This window comes from Streptomyces sp. JK94, assembly GCF_053613315.1.
On the sequence record NZ_JBSICH010000033.1, the window covers coordinates 94,860 to 109,904 of the forward strand.

At 72.0% G+C, this 15,045-nt stretch carries 12 protein-coding genes; 5 read left to right on the forward strand and 7 right to left on the reverse strand.

Features of this window, described 5'->3' with window-relative positions:
* Positions 1 to 12 precede the first annotated feature (12 nt).
* Together ACVV2G_RS25910 and ACVV2G_RS25915 are read right to left on the reverse strand one after the other, a co-directional pair.
* Positions 13 to 1,512, reverse strand: a complete 1,500-nt coding sequence (locus tag ACVV2G_RS25910; protein ID WP_453845176.1) for an ABC transporter substrate-binding protein — start codon at positions 1,510 to 1,512, stop codon at positions 13 to 15.
* Between the two features lie 106 nt (positions 1,513 to 1,618).
* Positions 1,619 to 2,155, reverse strand: coding sequence for a GNAT family N-acetyltransferase (locus tag ACVV2G_RS25915; protein WP_453845177.1), 537 nt, complete (start codon positions 2,153 to 2,155; stop codon positions 1,619 to 1,621).
* 258 nt (positions 2,156 to 2,413) lie between these two features.
* Between ACVV2G_RS25915 and ACVV2G_RS25920 the strand changes: the two genes are divergently transcribed.
* The 5 genes from ACVV2G_RS25920 to ACVV2G_RS25940 all read left to right on the forward strand — a co-directional run bounded on the left by ACVV2G_RS25920 (position 2,414) and on the right by ACVV2G_RS25940 (position 9,899).
* A complete protein-coding gene (locus ACVV2G_RS25920; RefSeq protein ID WP_453845178.1) occupies positions 2,414 to 2,917 on the forward strand; it encodes a hypothetical protein in 504 nt (167 codons plus the stop codon).
* Complete coding sequence (locus tag ACVV2G_RS25925) at positions 2,884 to 4,308, forward strand: hypothetical protein (RefSeq protein WP_453845179.1); 1,425 nt, start codon at positions 2,884 to 2,886, stop codon at positions 4,306 to 4,308. The genes ACVV2G_RS25920 and ACVV2G_RS25925 overlap by 34 nt, the downstream gene beginning before the upstream one ends.
* Positions 4,305 to 5,771 carry a VWA domain-containing protein gene (locus ACVV2G_RS25930; protein WP_453845180.1) on the forward strand — a complete coding sequence of 489 codons (1,467 nt, stop codon included), beginning with the start codon at positions 4,305 to 4,307 and terminating at the stop codon, positions 5,769 to 5,771. Before ACVV2G_RS25925 ends, ACVV2G_RS25930 begins: the two co-directional genes overlap by 4 nt.
* 67 nt (positions 5,772 to 5,838) lie before the next feature.
* Entirely contained in the window at positions 5,839 to 6,963 is a 1,125-nt protein-coding gene (locus ACVV2G_RS25935; protein WP_453845181.1) for an ATP-binding protein, read from the forward strand.
* Positions 6,960 to 9,899: a DUF5682 family protein gene (locus tag ACVV2G_RS25940; RefSeq protein WP_453845182.1), complete on the forward strand. Its 2,940-nt coding sequence runs from the start codon at positions 6,960 to 6,962 to the stop codon at positions 9,897 to 9,899. The genes ACVV2G_RS25935 and ACVV2G_RS25940 overlap by 4 nt, the downstream gene beginning before the upstream one ends.
* A gap of 232 nt (positions 9,900 to 10,131) precedes the next feature.
* Here ACVV2G_RS25940 and ACVV2G_RS25945 read toward each other — a convergent pair whose 3' ends face one another.
* The 5 genes from ACVV2G_RS25945 to ACVV2G_RS25965 are packed head-to-tail and all read right to left on the reverse strand — an operon-like array spanning position 10,132 to position 14,912.
* Positions 10,132 to 10,269, reverse strand: a complete 138-nt coding sequence (locus tag ACVV2G_RS25945; RefSeq protein WP_453845183.1) for a hypothetical protein — start codon at positions 10,267 to 10,269, stop codon at positions 10,132 to 10,134.
* A gap of 9 nt (positions 10,270 to 10,278) precedes the next feature.
* The gene (locus tag ACVV2G_RS25950) at positions 10,279 to 11,643 is read right to left on the reverse strand and encodes a GH1 family beta-glucosidase (protein ID WP_453845184.1); all 1,365 of its coding nucleotides are present in this window, start codon (positions 11,641 to 11,643) and stop codon (positions 10,279 to 10,281) included.
* 29 nt (positions 11,644 to 11,672) lie between these two features.
* Positions 11,673 to 12,512 (reverse strand): carbohydrate ABC transporter permease, encoded by an 840-nt coding sequence (locus tag ACVV2G_RS25955; protein ID WP_453845202.1) that lies wholly within the window; start codon positions 12,510 to 12,512, stop codon positions 11,673 to 11,675.
* Positions 12,513 to 12,549: 37 nt separating this feature from the next.
* Positions 12,550 to 13,551 (reverse strand): carbohydrate ABC transporter permease, encoded by a 1,002-nt coding sequence (locus tag ACVV2G_RS25960; RefSeq protein WP_453845203.1) that lies wholly within the window; start codon positions 13,549 to 13,551, stop codon positions 12,550 to 12,552.
* A gap of 44 nt (positions 13,552 to 13,595) precedes the next feature.
* Positions 13,596 to 14,912 (reverse strand): ABC transporter substrate-binding protein, encoded by a 1,317-nt coding sequence (locus ACVV2G_RS25965; protein ID WP_453845185.1) that lies wholly within the window; start codon positions 14,910 to 14,912, stop codon positions 13,596 to 13,598.
* Between the last annotated feature and the right edge of the window lie 133 nt (positions 14,913 to 15,045).

Sequence of the window (15,045 nt, forward strand, 5' to 3'; positions counted from 1 at the left end):
CTGCGGCACGGTTCAGCGCCGGGTGCCGGTGCCGACGAGGGTGCGCTCGTAGGGGTCGAGGGTCACGCCCTGTACGGAGCCGGCGACGCCGGTGATGATCCGCTGGTGCACGAGCGGCACGACGGCGTCGCTGCCGAGGACGCGGGCCTCGGCGGCCATGGCGGCGTCCTGCCGCTTCGCGGTGTCGCTGATCTTCTCCGCGTCGGCGACGGCGCGGTCGACGCCCTCGTCGCAGAGCTGGGCGATGTTGAAGCCGCCGTCGCAGGTGTAGTCGCCGGCGAGGACGGCGACGGGGTCGCCGGTGTCGAGGAGGGTGTTGCGGGCCAGGACGAAGGCGTCGAACTTCCCGGCCAGCGCGTCCTCCTCCAGGCGCGAGTACTCACGCACGGTGAGTTCCACCGTGAACCCGGCCTTCTCCAGCTGCTGCTTCACCACCTGGGCGACCTCGGGCAGCTCGGGCCGGTTGTCGTAGGTGGCGAGGCTGACGGTGGCGCCGCCGGGCCGGGCCGCCTGCGCCCGTCCGACCGGCGCGGTCCGCTTGCCCTCGGCCCAGGTCACGGCGGGCCCGTAGATTCCGGCACCGGGATCGGCGTACCCCTCGTAGACGTCCTTGGCGAACACGGAGGTGTCGATGGCGGCGCGGGCGGCGGCACGCAGCTTCGCGTCCTCGAAGGCCCCGGACGAGGCGTTGAGGAGCAGGCTGGTGGTCCGGGTGGTGGCCGTGTCGCGCCGGTTGTCCTCGTCGAGGGTGGCCGCCTGCGCGACGGGAACGGCCTCGGCGATGTCCAGCTCGCCGGTCCGCAGGGCGTTGGCCCGGGCGGTGCCGTCCGCGATGAAGCGGGCGTCGATCCCGGAGGCCTGCGCGCGTCCGCCCCAGTAGTCGTCGAACCGGTCGAGGGAGGCGGAGGTGGCGCCGTTGACCTTGGTCAGCTCGAAGGGGCCGGTGGCGTGCCCGACGGGGTCGACGCGCCCGCTCCTCTCGTAGGCCTTCGCGGAGAGGACGGCGAGGCTGGGGCTGGAGAGCCGCAGCGGCAGTACGGGGTCGGGCTCGGCGGTGGTGATCCGTACGACCCGTTCACCGTCGGCCTCGGCGGTCAGGGCGACGCCGGCCAGGGCGGCGGGCGCGGGCTCGGCGTCGGTGGCGTGGGCGAGGGAGTCGGCGACGGCGGCCGGGGTGACCTTGCTGCCGTCCTGGAAGGTGGCGTCGCGGAGGGTGAACTCCCACACCTTGTCCCCGTCCCGCCGCCATGACTCGGCGAGGGCGGGGGCGGCCGAGCCGTTGGCGTCGAGCGCGGTGAGGCCCTCGGTCACGGCGAGGCGGCTCAGGAGGGTGGCGTCGGCGCCGTAGGGAGAGAGGTTCTCGGTGGGCGGGAAGGCGAGGGCCACGCGGAGACGCGAGCCGTCGTCGTCGCCGGAGCCGGTGTCGTCGCCACCGCCGGAGGCGAAACAGCTCGATATGAGGGGGACGAGCAGGAGCGGGGCGAGCAGCCGGGAGCGGCGGTGGGAGCGCATGGTCCTCGGATCGATCGGGGCGAGCGTGTGGCGGGCGAGCGGGCGGGACGGCGGTGACGGCGAGGGGCAGCCTACCTGACAACCGTTTCCATTACCTCGGCGTCTCTCAGCCCATCGGCACGTCGAAATGCATGATCCCCTGTCCGCCGCCCGCGTCCTCCCGCTCGTCGTGCACGACCTTGGCGAACGACCGCCAGAACGGCTCGGCACCGGTGACGGCCGGGTCGGTGTGCAGGTACACGGCCCGGTACCCGCCGTCCGCGGCGGCGAAGGCGAGCAGCTCGTCGACGAGCCGGCGGGCGAGCCCGCGCCGCCGGTGCTCGGGCCGGACGTACACCCGGCGCAGCTGCGCGGTCACGCCGGAGGGGTAGCGCTCGGCGACGTGCCGCGGGTTCGGGGGGTGGACGGGGCCGCGCGAGTCGAGGGCGCCGGTCCCCACGACCTCGCCCTCCGCGTCGACGGCCACGAGGAGCGTGTGCCGCTCGGGGGTCAGGTAGGCCCCGGCCAGGTCGATGACGTCCCTGTGCCAGCGCGGGACGTACCCGGTGCCGAAATCGTGGTAGACGGTGTCGAGCATGACGGCCCGGGCCGCGTCCAGGTCGGCGGGGGTGGCTGTCCGGAGGGTGTAGTCACTGGTGCGCACTTGCACATCGTACGCAATAAGTTCCCGGCTCCGATCGGCACCCCCGAGGAGCGGCGGGAGGGCGCGTCCCCGGATGCCGTCGTCGATCAGCGGTGGCCCGGCGCCGCCCGGTCCATCCACTGCGCAAGTGGCGGCCGGTACCACGGCGGTGTCGAGGTCGCGGCGCGGGCGGGGCGTTGTCAGTGCCCACCGATAGATTCGGTCTCGTTCCGCCGAGGTGGCGTGAACGCCCCCTTCGTATGCATGGGAGATGGTGCGTTGTCCGTCTGGGAGAAGTCGAGCACGGCCCGGGTGGTGCCGCCCGCGCGGCCGCGGAAGCTGGCCAAGGTGCCGTTCGTCGAGCTGGCCGACGGGCGGTTGCAGGGTGTGGTGTCCAGTGGGTCGGACGTCGGGCGCGTCTACGTGTCCTCGGTCGCGGCCGGGTCGTACGCGTTCTCGTGCAGCACCAACAACAACCGTCCCTGCGGTGGGGCGCGCGGCATGTTCTGCAACCACATACGCGCGCTCGTCGGTGAGGCCGTGCTCCAGTACGGGGCCGAGCGCGTGGCCCGGTACCTGAAGGTCGAGGACGAGGGCGCTGCCGACGCGCACGCGCTCACCTCCGCCATGACGGCCTCGGGGCCCGGGTCCGCGGACAGCTCGGCGGCGGCCCAGGTGTTCAGCCGGTTCCTGCGGCACCTCGCCTATCTCGAACTTCCGGTCACCACCGGCCCGGTGCCGGAGATGCAGTGGTTCCCGACGACCAGGGCGGTGGCTGCCTGATGCGTGCCGATCTGCTGTTCGACGCCGTGGACGGGCTCGACGAAGCCCTGGCCGCCGTGGACGGTTTCGACGCCGCGCTCGTCGGCGGGCTGCTCCGTCCGCAGCCCGGGCAGGCCGAAGGGCTGGCCGGGCTCGCCGACGCCGTGGCCGGGACGCCGCTGGCCTCGCGGGTCGCCGAGGCCGCCGACAAGACGGCCGCCGGGGCCGGCGACGAGGGGCACCACGTCGCGCTCGCCGCGGCCCGCACCGCTCTGCTCGGGTCCGTGCACGACGCGCTGGTCGCCCGCGTGGAGGAGGCCGTCGACCGCCCCCGCGGCGAGGCCGCTCCCGCCCCGGCGGCCGGTGCGGAGCAGGCCGTCAACCTGCGCCTGGCCGCGCGCAGCTGGCTGTGCGACCTGGCGCGGACCGGCTGGCGGGGCATCGACCACGAGCTGGTCGGCGGGGCCGCGTCCGTCGTCTCCGCGATGCTGCCCGACCCGGCGCTGCGCCGACTCGCCACGCTGCTCGACGGGTTCGCCGCCGAACTGGCCGCCTCCTGTCCCGGGGCGACGCTGGAGCGGGTGCCGGTGCGCCGCTGGGCCGATCTCTGGTCGCGGGCCCTGCTGCTGACGCTGCCGGGGGCGGATTCCGCGCCGGCCGTGGCCGAGGTGACCGGGCGCCTGCTGCCGCTCGGCGTCGACGTCCAGGAGCACGCCACGGCCGTACAGGCGCAGGTGCACGCGGTGTTCGAGCCCTCCGACGGCGGCCCGGCCCGGCTGGTGCGTGCCTCGGTGTCCGCGCCGAAGCCCGACACGGTCGTCGGGGCCGGGCTGTGGCAGCTGCTGCGACCGCACATGTCGCTGCTGGCCGCCCTGGGTGAGGGCCGCTCGATGGACCTCGACGCGATGCCCGTCACCGCCGAAGGCGATCTGCTCTGGGACGACGCGTGCGCTCGTACGGGCGAGCCCGCCGATGCCTTCACCACCGCCCGGGTGGCCCTGCCCACCGCCGCCGCGTTCGCCGTGTCGCCCCTGGACCGGCATCCGGCCCGGATCGCGGTGCCCGTCCTGGTGGAGGGGTACGGCGTGGAGGACGGGGACGACGGGGTGTTCCTCCAGGTGGCCGGGTGCCGTCTCGGCGTCGACACCGACCGCCTGCCGGCCGCAGGTCCGCTCACCGCCGAGTTCGTGGCCTCGTCCGTCGCCTGCCTCGGGCTGCTGCGCTGGGATGCCGGGAAGTTCCTGCTCCAGCCGCTCGCCGTCGAGCGCACCGTGCGGAAGAAGGCCGTCGCCGTGCACGCGGGTTCCTGGGCCGGGGGTACGACGGACAAGGCGGGGGTCCGGGCCGAGAAGGCCGCCACCGACGCCGTCACCGTGCTGCGCGAGCGCGCCGGAAAGCTGCTGCGGAAATGACCCGCCACCCCACCGGGCAGGTTCCCGGTCCCGCATCCCGGCCCGGGCCCCCTGGGGCCGGTCCCGACGCCCCCGGTCCCGATGTCCACGACAACCGGCGGCAGGTGCTCTACTGGCGGTTGCTGGCCCGGCTCTTCGACCCCGAGGAGCAGGCCGCGCTGGAGTCGGCGAGTCTCGCCGTGGTCGAGGACATCGGCCTGCCGCCCGCGCTTCTCGACCCCGACGCGTCCGTCGGCTCCGTTGTGCAGCGACATCCTGAACTGGCGGACGAGTTCGACGGGTTGATGACGCCCGAGCCGGAGGAGGACGGTGCGCGCGACCGGGCCGCCGAGGTGCGGCGCGCGGCGCTCGCGTCGAAGGTGCTGCTGAACGTCTTCGCCTCCCGCCCCGGCGAGGTCACCGCCGGGCAACTGGCGCGCTGGCAGTCCGACGCCGAGTGGCTGGAGCGCGCCCTCGGCTGCCGGCCCGGCGAGCTGCGGGGCGGGCGGGGCGTCTCCCACCAGGCCGGTGGCGGAGTCGGCCCGACCGGCACCGGCTTCGGCGGACCCACGCCCGACCTCAGCCGTCTCATCCCCGCGATCGGGCCGGAGCTCGGCTCCATCGAGGCCGGCCTCGTCAAGCGCATGCGTCTGCGCGAGGTGCTGGCCGACCCCGCGCTGGCCGCCCGGCTGACGCCGAGCATGTCCCTGATCGAGCAGCTGCTGCGCGACAAGGACAATCTCTCCGGTGTCGCGCTCGCCCAGGCCAAGGCCCTCATCCGCCGGTACGTCGACGAGGTCACCGAAGTGCTGCGCACCCAGGTGGAGAAGTCCACGGTCGGTGAGCTCGACCGCTCCGTGCCGCCCAAGCGCGTCTTCCGCAACCTCGACATCGACCGCACCATCTGGAAGAACCTCACCAACTGGAGTCCGGAGGAGGAGCGGCTCTACGTCGACCGTCTCTACTACCGGCACACCAGCCGCAGGACGACGCCCCAGCGGCTCGTCGTGGTGGTCGACCAGTCGGGTTCCATGGTCGACTCGATGGTCAACTGCACCATCCTGGCGTCCATCTTCGCGGGGCTGCCCAAGGTGGACGTCCATCTGATCGCCTACGACACGCAGGCGCTGGACCTCACCCCTTGGGCGCACGACCCGTTCGAGACGCTGCTGCGCACCAAGCTCGGCGGCGGGACCGACGGCACGGTCGCCATGGCGCTCGCCCAGCCGAAGGTCGCCGAGCCGCGCAACACCGTCGTGGTGTGGATCTCCGACTTCTACGAGTGGCGCCGGCAGGAGCTGTTCGACAGCATGGCCGCCCTGCACCGCTCGGGGGTGAAGTTCATCCCGGTCGGCTCGGTGACCAGCTCCGGGCGCGGCAGTGTCGATCCGTGGTTCCGGGAGCGGTTCAAGGATCTCGGTACGCCGGTGATCTCCGGTCACATCAAGAAGCTCGTGCACGAACTCAAGACGTTCCTCACCTGATCACCGAGCGCACCTCTCGTCTCGTTGTGATCCCCTCGCCGTGATCATCGTATGGAAAGGCCTTCCCATGTCCGACCTGCTGCGCGCACCCGCCGAGATCAAGTACGCCGAGGAGCTCGACTGGCTGGAGTCGATCGACGACAACCCCAAGCCGTTCTCCTGGCGCCTGTCGCCGAAGATGGTCCGCCTGTTCATCCTCGGCTCCGAGCGCGCCGACGGCCTGGACCGCGAGGTCCCGCAGAAGTGGTTCGGGGACCGGAGCTTCGTCGAGCGGTCCATCGTGACCCTCGCCTCCGACCGGGGGCTGCTGCTCATCGGAGATCCGGGCACCGGCAAGAGCTGGCTGGCCGAGCTGCTGTCCGCGGCGATCAGCCGCAACTCCACGCTGGTGGTGCAGGGCACGGCCGGTACCACCGAGGACCACATCAAGTACTCGTGGAACGTCTCCATGGTCATCGCCAAGGGGCAGTCGCGGGCGTCGATGATCCCCTCGCCGATCATGACCGCGATGGAGGCCGGTTCGATCGGGCGCTTCGAGGAGCTGACCCGGTCCACGAGTGACGTCCAGGACGCGCTGATCTCGATCCTCTCCGAGAAGTACATCTCCGTTCCCGAACTGGAGAGCGGAAGCGGGGACGACAACATCGTCTTCGCCAAGCCCGGTTTCTCCGTCATCGCCACGGCCAACAGCCGCGACCGGGGGGTCAACGACCTGTCCTCCGCGCTCAAGCGGCGTTTCAACTTCGTCCGCATCCCGGTCATGACGAACAAGAAGAGCGAGGCGGAGATCGTCCGCTTCCGCACCGAGGAACTGCTGCGCCGGCACTCGATCGACCTGGACGTGCCGCCGACCCTGCTCGACGTGCTGCTGCGGAGCTTCGCCGACCTGCGCGCCTCCGCCGCCGCGGCCGGCAGCGACGACGAGAAGCTGGAGTCCGCCCTGTCGACCGCCGAGCAGATCGGTGTGCTGGAGGACGCCGTCCTGCACAGCAACTTCTTCGGTGAACGCGCCCTGACCGCCCGTACCCTCGCCTCCTCGCTCGTCGGATCGCTCACCCGTCGCGAGCCCGAGGACCTGGCCATCCTCAACAAGTACCTGCACGGCGTCGTCGAGCCCCGCAGCAAGGAGGAGGGCGGTTCCTGGCCCGAGTTCCTGGAGGGCGGCCGCGACGCGATCGCCACTCTGTCATGAGCGGGCCCCAGGAGAGCACGTCGTTCGCCGCGCTCCGCGGGCAGTTGCAGGAGGCCGCAGCCGTCTTCGCGGGCGGGCAGGACGCGCTGGAGGGCATCCTCCTCGGTCTGGTCGACGACGTGGACCGGGCGGTGCGCGAGCCGCTGGAGATCTTCCCGGTCTGCCACCACTCCCCCGCCTCGGCGACCGCCATGGCCCGCCGGCTGCGGGACAAGCAGCCGAAGGTCGTGTACCTGGAGCTGTGCGAGGACATGGCGCCGCTGCTGACCGAGCTGCGCAACTGCCGGCTGCCGGTGGCGGTGCAGGCGTTCGCCGGTGACGTCGACGGCTTCCCCGTCGAGTGGGCGCCGCTGTCGGTCGTCGCGCCGATCACCGAGGCGTCCGCCGAGTACCAGGCCATCGCGTACGCCCTCGACACGCCGGGGGTGGAGCTGGTCCTCGTCGACCGGTCGGCGGACCACGTCTTCCAGTGGGACAGCCGGGGCGAGGCGGTGGCCGGGGAGGCCGGAACGGAGGGCGCCGCGGCCTCCGAGGAGCCCGAGGCCGGTCTGCACGGCGAGGCCGTCGGGGTCGAGATCGGCGACCTGCGTCCGCGCTTCGCCGAGCTGGAGGAGCACCTGCTGCGCCACGGCAAGGTGCGGCACTGGTCGGAGTGGTGGCACCAGTACGTCGAGGTGCCGCTCGGCGACGGCGCGGCCGGCCACGACACCTACCGGCAGGTCATGTTCCTCATCGGCAGCCTGTTCCGGCGGCTCGCCCCGGGGGACGGCGCCAGGGTCCGGGTGGACGAGGACCGCGAGCGGTACATGTGGACGCGGATGCGCGAGCACCTGGGCGCGACCGGGACCGATCCGGCGGACGCGCTGTACGTGTGCGGCGCCTTCCACGCGGCCAGCCGGGTGGCGGAGTTCGGGGTGCACGGCAGCGACACGTTCGCCATCTCGCCGCGTTCCGCCACCATCTGGCAGTACGGGTTGATCCCGTCCAGTCACGCGTCGATCGAGGCGCAGTTCGGCCTCGCCGCGGGGTCGGTGTCGATCGCGGCGACCGAGTGGGCGAAGAGCCTGAAGCGGACCCGGGTGAAGCCCTACCGGCTCCAGGGCCAGGCGGGGACGAAGAAGTCCGGGAGAAAGCAGGCGGTGGCCGCCGCCCCGGTGCCGCGGTCCGCGGACGCCGAGGACAAGCTGTCCGGCTTCCTCGGCCGGCCGCCCGTGCTCGACGGCCTGGACGAGGCGGAACTGCTCGGCTGGTCCGTGGACATCGTCCGCGCCGCCCGGCGCAGCGGCTATCTCGCCTCCACCGCCGACGCCATCGCGGTCTTCGAGACGTCGATCCTGCTCGCCGGCATGCGGGACCGGGCCAAGCCCACGCCGTACGACTTCCAGGACGCGGCGGTCACCTGTATCGAGAAGGACGTGGTCCCCGGGCGGCGGGACGTGCGGCGCCTGGTCGAGATCATGATGGGCGGCGACCGGATCGGCCGGGTCGGGTACGAGGCGCTGCCGCCCCTCGCCCGCGACGTGCACGACCGGCTGGCGCCGCTGGGGCTGAAACTCCAGCAGCGAGGGGTGCAGCGGGCGCTGCTCGACATGGCCTCCCGGCCGGAACTCACGGCGTGCTCCGACGTGCTGTGGATGCTGCGTCGTCTGATGCCGCACGGCGCGGCACGGCCGATCATGGGTGAGCGGCGGCTCGGCGAGCGGTCGATCCAGGAGTCGTGGGACCTGGCGATCGGCACCCACCAGCGGGCTCTCATCGAGCTCGGCTACGAGGGCGTCAGCATCGAGCAGGTGCTGGAGCAACGTCTGCGGCGGGACGCGTACGGGCCGCGGGCGACGACGGCGACCGTGCTGGCCGCCGTCGAGGACGCGACGCTGTACCTGCGCAGCCGTCGTCTCGCCGACGAGCTCGGCACCCACGCGCTGAAGGTGCTCGCCACCGAGCGCAGCGTCGACGGCGCGCCGGAGGTGCTGCGCCGGGTGCGCGCGCTGCTGGCGTACTACCGGACCAGCGAGCCGGTGCTGCCGGCGTGGATCGAGTCGTTCGTCAAGGCCGGTTACGCCCACTACTGCACGTTGCTGCCGACGGCGTTCCGGGACGAGGACGCGACGGTGGGCCAGGTGGCGGCGATGCTCGGCTTCCTGTTCAGCATGGAGGGCCTCGCGCTGTCGCTGGGGTGCGACCGGGCCCAGCTGGAGCTGGCGGTGGCTCAGTCGCACCCCGAGGAGCCGTCGAAGACGGCGCTGCTGTGGGCGGCCCAGGTGCAGCTCGGCACGCTGTCGCGGGCGGAGCTGCGGGCGCGGTGCGCCCGGTTGCTGGACGATCCGCTGGTGGTGTCCGCCTATCCGCGCTACCTCAGCGGCTTCGTCCACGCGCTGGAGCCCGTGCCGGGCCTGGCGGACGTGGTCGTGGAGGCGGTGTCGAACGCGTTCGCGCGGCTGCCGGACGCGGTGCTGCTGCCGTGGCTGCCGCTTCTGATCACCACGTTGCGCTCGGGCGCCGCCGATCTCGCTCCCCTGCTGATCCGCGAGGCGGGGCGGATCTTCCCGGGCCGGCTGGCGGCACTGGACGCGTGGGTGCCGCCGTGGCGGGCGCCGGAGGTCCTGCCCGCGGGCCGCCGGCCGGGGTCCGGGGAACCCGGACCCCGGGGTGCCGCGCTGCTGCCGGCACATCCGGCGGCCTGCGACGCGGTGGCGGAGCTGCTGGGCTGCGACGGGGAGTGGGCACGCCCCGGACTTCCGGCCGGGCCGTCGGGTGCCGGGCTCCTGGCCGCTCATCCGGCGACGTGTGACGCGGTGGCCGGCCTGCTGGGCTGCGACGGGGTGTGGGCCACGGCGGACGCCCGTCCTTCCGGTGCCGCGTCGCCCGGCGCGGTGCTGACGGACCGTCACCCGGCTGCGGCGGCCGCCTGGGAGTCGCTGCTCGCGGGAGCCTGACGGCACGGGGCCGGCCCCGGGACGCCCGGGGCCGGCCCACCCCCCTCTCGTCACCGTCCCGTGCGGGCCGTGACACGGCCCGCACGGTGCGGTCTCCCCCCTCCATTCCGCGAGAGGGGGGGCGCCAAGTCGCCGCTACGGTGGCCCGGGCAGCCCCGCTCTGCACCACCGCGCCCAGGCGGCCTTCCTCTCGCCATCGCAGCCCGGGCAACCCGCCCTGCACCACCGCGGCTCAGCCGACCGCGTCCCGCACCACCACGACCCGGGCAGCCCCGTCCCGCACCGCGGCCCGGGCAACCCCGGCCTGCACCACCACGACCCGGGCAGCCCCGTCCCGCACCACCACGACCCGGGCAACCCCGGCCTGCATCACCGCGGCTCAGGCGGCCTTGTCCTCCCCCGCCCTCGCCCGCGCCTCGCGGATGATCTCCGCGTACCGACGTCCGCTGCCCTTGATCGTGCGGACCTGCGTCTCGTAGTCGACGTGGACCAGGCCGAAGCGCTTGTCGTAGCCGTACGCCCACTCGAAGTTGTCCAGCAGCGACCAGGCGAAGTACCCGGCCAGCGGGGCGCCCTTGCGCGCGGCCGAGGCGCAGGCGGTGAGGTGGGCCGCGAGGTAGTCCTGGCGCTCCGGGTCGTCGACCGTGCCGTCGGGGCGTACCACGTCGGGGAAGGACGAGCCGTTCTCCGTGACGTACAGTCTGCGGGCCCCGTACTCATCGGTCAGCCTCAGCAGCAGGTCCTCGATGCCGCCGGCGTCGATCTCCCAGTCCATGCCGGTGCGCGGGACGCCGTCGCGGTGGACGGTGCGGGCCCGGGGGGCGGGGCCGGTGGGGTCGTCGGCGACCGTCTGGGGGAAGTAGTAGTTCAGGCCCAGCCAGTCCAGGTCGGCGCCGATCAGTCTCATGTCGCCGGGCTGCTCGGGCAGTTCGACGCCGTAGACCTCCCGCATGTCCTCGGGGAAGCCCCGGCCGTGCACCGGGTCCAGCCACCAGCGGTTGGTGTGGCCGTCCATCCGGCGGGCGGCGGCCAGGTCCTCGTCGCGGTCGGAGGCGGCGTGGATGGTGGAGAGGTTGTTGACGATGCCGACCTGGGCGTCCGGGGCCGCCGCGCGGATCGCCGCCATCGCCAGACCGTGGCCCAGCAGGAGGTGGTAGGAGGCGCGGACCGCCGCCGTCAGGTCGGTCCAGCCCGGGGCCATCTTGCCCTCCAGGTGGCCGATCCACGCCGAGCACAGCGGTTCGTTGAGGGTGGCCCAGTGGCCGACGCGGTCGCCGAGGCGTTCGGCGACGACCGAGGCGTAGGAGGCGAAGTGGTCGGCCGTCGCGCGCTCGGGCCAGCCACCGCGGTCCTGGAGCACCTGCGGCAGGTCCCAGTGGTAGAGGGTCACGCTGGGGGTGATGCCGGCCCCGAGCAGGTCGTCGACGAGGCGGTCGTAGAAGGCCAGGCCCTTCTCGTTGACCGGGCCGTCGCCGCCCGGCAGTACACGCGGCCAGGCGATCGAGAGGCGGTAGGCGTTGGTGCCGAGTCGCCGCATCAGCCCGATGTCCTCGCTGCTGCGGTGGTAGTGGTCGCAGGCGACGTCGCCGTGATCGCCGTTGTCGATCTTTCCGGGGGTGTGCGAGAAGGTGTCCCAGATCGACGGCGAACGTCCGTCCTCCGCCACGGCTCCCTCGATCTGGTACGCCGATGTGGCCGTGCCCCACAGGAAGTCGTGCGGGAGTGCGGCGAAGTCGATGGTCACGTGGGTCCTCTCGGAGTGGGGGTCGGGGGTCACTTGACGGCGCCGGCCGTCAGGCCGGCCACGAGATAGCGCTGGAGGAGCAGGAAGCCCGCGACGACGGGGATGCTCACCACCAGCGAGGCGGCCATGATCTGGTTCCAGTAGACGTCGTTCTGCGTGGAGTAGCCCTGGAGGCCGACCGCGAGGGTGCGGGTGGCGTCGTTGGTCATCACCGAGGCGAACAGGACCTCGCCCCAGGCGGTCATGAACGCGTAGACGGCGACCGCGACGATGCCGGGGGTCGCCGCCGGCACCACGACCTTGAACAGGGCGCGCAGCGGACCGCAGCCGTCCACCAGGGCCGCCTCGTCCAGGTCGCGGGGCACCGAGTCGAAGTAGCCGATCAGCATCCAGATGGAGAAGGGGAGGGAGAAGGTCAGGTACGTCAGGATCAGGCCGCCGCGGGAGCCGAACAGGGCGATGCCCGTGGCGTTGCCGATGTTGACGTAGATCAGGAAGAGGGGGAGGAGGAAGAGGATGCCGGGGAACATCTGGGTGGACAGGACGGTCACCGAGAAGACGCGCTTGCCGCGGAACTCGTAGCGGCTGACCGCGTAGGCGGCGAAGACCGCGACCACGACCGAGCAGACCGTCGCGGCGCCGGCCACGATCAGCGAGTTGACGAAGTACCTCGCCAGCGGCACCGTCGACCAGATGTCGATGTACGGGCGGACCGTCAGGCCGGTGGGCAGCCAGTGGAACTCGCCCGAGACGTCCTCCAGCGGCTTCAGCGAGCTGGAGACCATGACGTAGACCGGCAGCAGGACGAAGCCGGTGAGCAGGGTGAGGAAGACGCGCCGGGTCCAGAGGAAGGAGCGCGGCGCGGCCATCGGGGACCGGGCGTGCGAGGGCCCGGACAGCAGGGGCCTAGACATGGGCGGGCCTCCGTCGCCGTGAGGTCAGGAACAGGTACACGCCCGTCACCAGCAGCAGGAAGAGCAGCAGCAGGACCGACATGGCGGAGCCGGCGCCGAAGTTCCAGGTGACGAACGACGACTGGTAGATGTGAAGGGAGATCAGGTCGGCGGCCTCGGGCGCGGCCTTGCCGAACAGGACGAACGGTGTGTTGAAGTCGTTGAAGGTCCACAGGAAGAGCACGAGGACCAGGACCTGGTTGACCGGGCGAAGTGACGGCAGGGTGATGCGTCGGATCTGCTGCCGGACACCGGCGCCGTCGAGGGCGGCGGCCTCGTACAGCTCCTTGGGGATGTTCTGCAGGCCGGCCATGACGATGAGGAAGGCGAACGGCCAGCCCTTCCAGACGGACACGACGAGCAGCGCGATGAAGCTGTTGTCGCCGATGAGCCAGAAGGAGGGCTTGTCGGTGAGGCCGAGCTGGTCGTGCAGGACGTGGTTCACCAGACCGTTGTCGTGCTGGAACATGAACGCCCAGGTGATGACGGCGGCGTAGACGGGCAGGGCGTACGGCACCAGGAAGACCGCGCGCAGCAGGCCCCGGCCGCGGAAGGTGTCCTGCATGCAGATCGCCGCCGCCGTGCCGATCAGCCAGCACAGGCCGACGGAGAGGACCGTGAAGGCGCAGGTGACGAGGAAGGAGTGGAGCAGGGCCTCGCCGACGGGGGCGTCGAAGTCCACCGACAGGCTGTAGTTGTCGAGGGCGGCCCACGGGGCGGTGGTCCAGTCGCGGAGGTAGAACTGGGTGAGTTCCCGGAAGCTCATCACGATGCCGATGACCATCGGCACCAGGTGGACGAGGAGTTCGAGGAGCAGGGCCGGCAGGAGCAGCAGGTAGGGCAGGCCGATGCGGCGGATCCGCCCGGGACGGCGGCGGGGTCCGCGCGCCCTCCCGGGGAAGCTCTTGCCGACCGTCCGCCCGCCGGGCTCCGCCGAGGCGGTCGTGGTGGTCATGGCGAGGTCCGTGTCCGTGTCGGAGTCGGTGGGGGTCGGGGCGCTCACTTCGTCGGCATCTGCTGCTGGGCCTTGGCGAGCTTCTCCTTCACGGACTCCGTGGTCACCGCCCGCCCGGCCGCGGCGTCGGCGAACAATTCCTTCACGGCCGTGCCGACCGCCGTCTCGAACTGCGACTCGTCGGGCACCTGGGGCAGTGCGGCGGCGCTGGTGGCGAGGGTCTCGCGCAGGACGGCGGTGGCCTGTCCGTTGAACGCCGGGTCGGTCTGGGCGGCCTTGACCGGCGGGATGGAGCCGTACGCCTTGTTGAGGATCCTCTGTTCGGCGTCGCTGGTCATGAAGTTCACGAACGTGGTGGCACCGTCGATGTTGTCGGTGTTCTTGAAGACGGCCATGTTGATGCCGGCGACCATGGAGTTGGTGTTCTTGCCGGCTCCGGGTGTGCCGGACGGGACGGGCGCGGGGGCGACGCCCCACTCGTCCTCCTCCATGCCCATGGTCTTGAAGGTGGCGGAGGCCGTCTGCCACAGCACCATCGCGGTCTTGCCCTTGGCGAAGTCGCTGAGGGACTGGTTCTGGGCGTACTCGGCGTTGCCGGGGGCGATGACCTTGTCCTCGGCCATCAGGTCGACGTACTGCTCGACGGCCGCGACGGCACCGTCGGAGGTGAAGTCGGGCTTGCCGTCCGCGGTGAAGAAGTCGGCGCCGTGCTGCTTGGCGAACACGAAGACCTGGTGGATGTTGTTCGACAGGTTGGAGCCCTCGGCGCCCAGGCCCCACTTGCCGTCCTTGGAGATCTTCTTTCCGGTCTCGACCAGCTCGTCCCAGGTGGCCGGCGGCTTGGTGACGCCCGCGTCGGCGAACATCTGCTTGTTGTAGTAGAGGGCGTACGCCATCGAGTAGAGCGGTACCGCGGCCGGGTCCTGGCCCTCGACGCCGGTCGAACCGAGGGCGGATGCGACGAAGCGGTCCCTGCCGCCGATCTTGTCGAGGTTCTCCGCGTCCCAGGGGAGCAGCGCCCCGGTGGCCTGGAGGGAGGCGGTCCAGGTGTTGCCGATGTTCAGGACGTCGGGGCCCTGGCCGGAGGTGGTGGCGGTCAGGATCCGGTTGAGCAGGTCGGACCAGGGAACGACCTCCAGTTCCACCTTGATGCCGGTCTCCTTCTCGAACTTGTCGAGTTCGGGCTGGAGGACCTTCTTGTCGACCTCGATGCTGGCGCCCTGGTTGGAGGCCCAGTAGGTCAGTGTCTTGGGGGAGTCGTTGGATCCGCCGCCCGTGGAGGAACCTCCTCCGCAGGCCGAGGCGGCGAGAGCGAGAGACATGGTGACGGCGCCTACGGCCGCGGCTCGGATGCTGCGCATGGCTCCTGGGTCCCTTCCGGGAGTCGGTCGAGAAGTCCGAGGACGGCCCCGGTTCTCCTCCCGGCGCCCCTCATGGCTTAATTTAGGACGTGAGTTAAACCCCGAGAGAAAGACTCGTCAAGGTGTCGCGCGC

What these genes read in the sequence shown, in the direction of transcription:
- ACVV2G_RS25945 (WP_453845183.1), bottom strand. Translation starts at nt 10,269, where the DNA reads ATGCAGGCCGGGGTTGCCCGGGTCGTGGTGGTGCGGGACGGGGCTGCC.
- ACVV2G_RS25940 (WP_453845182.1), top strand. Translation starts at nt 6,960, where the DNA reads ATGAGCGGGCCCCAGGAGAGCACGTCGTTCGCCGCGCTCCGCGGGCAG.
- ACVV2G_RS25910 (WP_453845176.1), bottom strand. Translation starts at nt 1,512, where the DNA reads ATGCGCTCCCACCGCCGCTCCCGGCTGCTCGCCCCGCTCCTGCTCGTC.
- ACVV2G_RS25965 (WP_453845185.1), bottom strand. Translation starts at nt 14,912, where the DNA reads ATGCGCAGCATCCGAGCCGCGGCCGTAGGCGCCGTCACCATGTCTCTC.
- ACVV2G_RS25955 (WP_453845202.1), bottom strand. Translation starts at nt 12,512, where the DNA reads ATGGCCGCGCCGCGCTCCTTCCTCTGGACCCGGCGCGTCTTCCTCACC.
- ACVV2G_RS25930 (WP_453845180.1), top strand. Translation starts at nt 4,305, where the DNA reads ATGACCCGCCACCCCACCGGGCAGGTTCCCGGTCCCGCATCCCGGCCC.
- ACVV2G_RS25935 (WP_453845181.1), top strand. Translation starts at nt 5,839, where the DNA reads ATGTCCGACCTGCTGCGCGCACCCGCCGAGATCAAGTACGCCGAGGAG.
- ACVV2G_RS25960 (WP_453845203.1), bottom strand. Translation starts at nt 13,551, where the DNA reads ATGACCACCACGACCGCCTCGGCGGAGCCCGGCGGGCGGACGGTCGGC.